Origin of the sequence: Mesorhizobium sp. M7A.F.Ca.CA.004.06.1.1 (assembly GCF_003999135.1) — a bacterium.
In the GTDB taxonomy this organism is placed as follows: Bacteria; Pseudomonadota; Alphaproteobacteria; order Rhizobiales; family Rhizobiaceae; genus Mesorhizobium.
The window spans coordinates 1-3,476 of sequence record NZ_RZPQ01000633.1; the positions used below are offsets into that span (position 1 = coordinate 1).

At 68.1% G+C, this 3,476-nt stretch carries 4 protein-coding genes and 1 pseudogene; all 5 read left to right on the plus strand.

Annotated elements, in window-relative coordinates; genetic code table 11:
* Positions 1 to 298, plus strand: a pseudogene (locus EN906_RS27300) (cobalamin biosynthesis bifunctional protein CbiET); the annotation flags it as partial.
* Positions 295 to 681, plus strand: coding sequence for a cobalamin biosynthesis protein (locus EN906_RS27305; protein ID WP_127270799.1), 387 nt, complete (start codon positions 295 to 297; stop codon positions 679 to 681). The pseudogene EN906_RS27300 and the gene EN906_RS27305, both read left to right, overlap by 4 nt.
* On the plus strand, positions 678 to 1,442 hold the full coding sequence (gene cobM, locus EN906_RS27310) for a precorrin-4 C(11)-methyltransferase (protein ID WP_127271893.1): 765 nt from the start codon (positions 678 to 680) through the stop codon (positions 1,440 to 1,442). Before EN906_RS27305 ends, cobM begins: the two co-directional genes overlap by 4 nt.
* Positions 1,439 to 2,257 carry a uroporphyrinogen-III C-methyltransferase gene (gene cobA, locus EN906_RS27315; protein ID WP_127271891.1) on the plus strand — a complete coding sequence of 273 codons (819 nt, stop codon included), beginning with the start codon at positions 1,439 to 1,441 and terminating at the stop codon, positions 2,255 to 2,257. The genes cobM and cobA overlap by 4 nt, the downstream gene beginning before the upstream one ends.
* Positions 2,254 to 3,476: cobyrinate a,c-diamide synthase (locus EN906_RS27320; RefSeq protein WP_127375505.1), on the plus strand; the 1,223-nt coding region annotated here is incomplete at its 3' end. The genes cobA and EN906_RS27320, both read left to right, overlap by 4 nt.

Below are 3,476 nucleotides of genomic sequence, written 5' to 3' on the forward strand. Positions count from 1 at the left end.
GGTGGAAGGCAGCGCGCCCAGGGCACTTGCCAGGCTGGACACGCCGGACGCGATCTTCATCGGCGGCGGCGGCAGCGATGCCGGCGTGCTGAATGCTGCCATCAAGGCGCTGCGCCCGGGCGGCCGTCTCGTGGCAAATGCGGTGACGCTGGAGATGGAAGCCTTGCTCCTCGCCCAGCATACCAAGCTCGGCGGCGATCTCACCCGCATCGCCATCTCTCGCGCATCGCCGGTCGGCGCGATGCAGGCCTGGCGGCCGGCCATGCCAGTGACCCAATGGAGCTGGGTGAAGCCATGATGGTCGCGGGCATCGGCAGCCGAAAAGGCGTGAGCGTCGAAGACGTGCTTGCCGCGATCGAAACCGCGCTGGAGACTCATGGCCTGACGATGACGGCGCTTTCGGCACTGGCGACTGCCGAGTTCAAGAAGGATGAAGAAGCGATCGCCGCCGCTGGCCGCGTGCTGAGTCTTCCGGTCATCGTCGTCGATGACGCCACGCTTCAGGCCGCCTCGTCGGACACGCTCAGCCATTCCGACCTCTCGCAGGATGTTGCCGGAACCTCATCGGTTTCCGAGGCATCCGCCCTTGCCGTCGTCGGCAAAGGCGCCAGACTGCTTGGCCCGCGCACGGTGCTCGGCCCGGTCACCTGCGCGATCGCCATCAGTGGAGATGCGCCATGACCGTCCATTTCATCGGCGCCGGTCCCGGTGCCGCCGACCTCATCACGCTGCGCGGCGCGAGGCTGCTGGCAAGCTGCCAGGTCTGCCTGCATGCCGGCTCGATCGTCGCGCCCGAATTGCTACAGCACTGCGCGCCGGGAACAAAGCTGATCGACACCGCGCCGATGTCGCTCGACGAGATCGAGGCCGAGTATGTCGCGGCCCACAAATCGGGCCATGATGTCGCCCGCCTGCATTCCGGCGACCTGTCGGTGTGGAGCGCCGTCGCCGAGCAGATCCGCCGGCTGGAAAAGCATGGCATTCCCTACACGCTGACGCCGGGCGTCCCCTCCTTCGCCGCTGCCGCCGCCGCATTGCGCCGCGAACTGACCATTCCTGAAGTCGCGCAAAGCCTGGTGCTGACCCGCATCTCCGGACGCGCATCAAAAATGCCGCCCGGCGAAACGCTGGCCGGCTTCGGCCGCACCGGCGCCACGCTGGCCATTCATCTGGCCATCCACGCCATCGACCGCGTCGTTGCCGAGCTGACGCCGCATTATGGCGGGGATTGCCCGGTGGCGGTCGTCTTCCGCGCCTCCTGGCCGGACGAGCGTGTGCTGACCGGCACGCTGGCGACCATCGAGGCGCTGCTCGCCGCCGATCCGATGGAGCGCACGGCGATCATCTTCGTCGGCCGCTCGCTGGCAGCCGAAGGTTTTGGCGAGAGTTCATTATACGACGCCCACTACCAGCGGCGTTTTCGCGGACGGGACGGATTGTGAGCGGCAGCAACAAAAACACCGGCGAAAACGCTACGCTCGAAAAAGCCTTGTCCCGGCTGAACTTCAAGCCGCGCCAGCTGGAGCCTGGCCATGTCTGGCTGGCCGGCGCCGGCCCCGGCGACCCCGGTTGCCTGACGCTCGAAGTGCTGGCGGCTTTGGCCGAGGCGGATGCGCTGGTCTACGACGCGCTGGTCTCATCCGATGTCGTCGCCGTTGCCGAAAATGCCGAGCTTTTCTTTGCTGGCAAGCGCGGCGGCAAACCGTCGATGAAACAGGATGACATCACCGCCCTTTTGGTGCGGCTGGCGCGCGACGGCCGCCGCGTCGTCAGGCTGAAGGGCGGCGATCCCTATATTTTCGGCCGCGGCGGCGAAGAAGCCCTGGCGCTGGCGCATGAAAACATCCCGTTCCGCGTGCTGCCAGGCCTGACCTCGGGCCTCAGCGCTCTGGCCGCGACCGGCATCCCGGCCACCATGCGCGGCATCAACAAGGCGGTGATCCTGGCCACCGGCCACGCCGCCGGCACCGATGACGATCTCGATTGGGCGGCAATCGCCCGCACCGGCCAGCCTGTCGTCGTTTATATGGGCATGGCCAACCTGCCTTTGATCGCGGCGGCACTGCTCGACGGCGGGCTGGCGCCGTCGACACCGGCGGCAGTGATCGTCGCCGCAACGACGCCGCAGGAACGAACCGTCGTCGCAACGCTCGCCACCATTGCCGAGGAAGCCGCGGCCGCCGGTCTCGCCTCGCCGGCGCTGATCGTCGTTGGCGGGATCGTTGCCATGCGCGCGGCACTGGCGGGACAAGCATGACGGCCCGCGCCATCATCATCGGCGCGCCGCGCTCCGGCTCCGGCAAGACCAGCGTCACCATCGGCATTTTACGCGCGCTCACCCGGCGTGGGCTGAAGGTGCGAGGCGCCAAATCCGGCCCCGACTATATCGGCCCCGGCTTCCACACCGCCGCCACGGGACTGTCGGGCGTCAATCTGGACAGCTGGGCGATGCCGCCATCGCTGCTCAACGCACTCGCCGCGCAAGCCGCCGACGACACCGATTTCGTCATCCTCGAAAGCGCCATGGGCCTGTTCGACGGCATTCCGGCCTCGCCGGGGCGCACCGGGTCAGCCGCAGACTTGGCTCGGCTCTACGGCCTGCCGGTGCTGCTGGTGCTCGACGTCTCCGGCCAGTCGACCACCGCGGCCGCCGTCGCCAAGGGCTTTGCCACCTACGATCCGGATGTACGCATGGCCGGTGTAGTGCTCAACCGGTTGGGCAGCGAGCGGCACCGCCGGCTGTCGGGCGACGCCATCGAGGCGATCGGCCTGCCAGTCGTCGGCGCCATCCTGCGCGATCCCACGCTGAACCTGCCCGAACGCCATCTCGGCCTCGTCCAGGCCGGCGAATATGACGACCTGATGGCGCATCTCGACCGGCTGGCCGACATGGCGGAGAAATCGCTCGACCTCGATGCGATCATGGCCCTGGCGACACCCTTCACCCCGGCGTCTGGCGGCTTCACCGACGCACTGGCGCCGCCCGGCCAGCGGATCGCACTGGCCGAGGATGCCGCCTTCACCTTCCTCTATCCGCATGTCGCCGCCTACTGGCGCAAGGCCGGCGCCGAAATCGTCCCGTTCTCGCCGCTCGCCGACGAAGCGCCCGACGAGGCTTGCGATGTCTGCTGGCTGCCGGGCGGCTATCCCGAGCTTCACGCCGGCAAGCTCGCCGCCGCCGCGACTTTCCGCGCCGGGATGACCCGTTTCGCCACGACGAAGCCCATCCACGGCGAGTGCGGTGGCTTCATGGTGCTGGGCGAAGCGCTGGAGGACGCGTCGGGCGAAACGCATGCGATGCTCGGCCTGCTCGGCCATTCCACCAGCTTCACCAAACGCAAGATGAACCTCGGCTATCGCGAGGCGCGGCTGCGCGCCGATTGCCCGCTGGGCTCGGCTGGGGCGCTGATTCGCGGCCACGAATTCCACTATGCGCAGATGACGGCCACCGGCAATGACGAACCGCTCGCCGACCT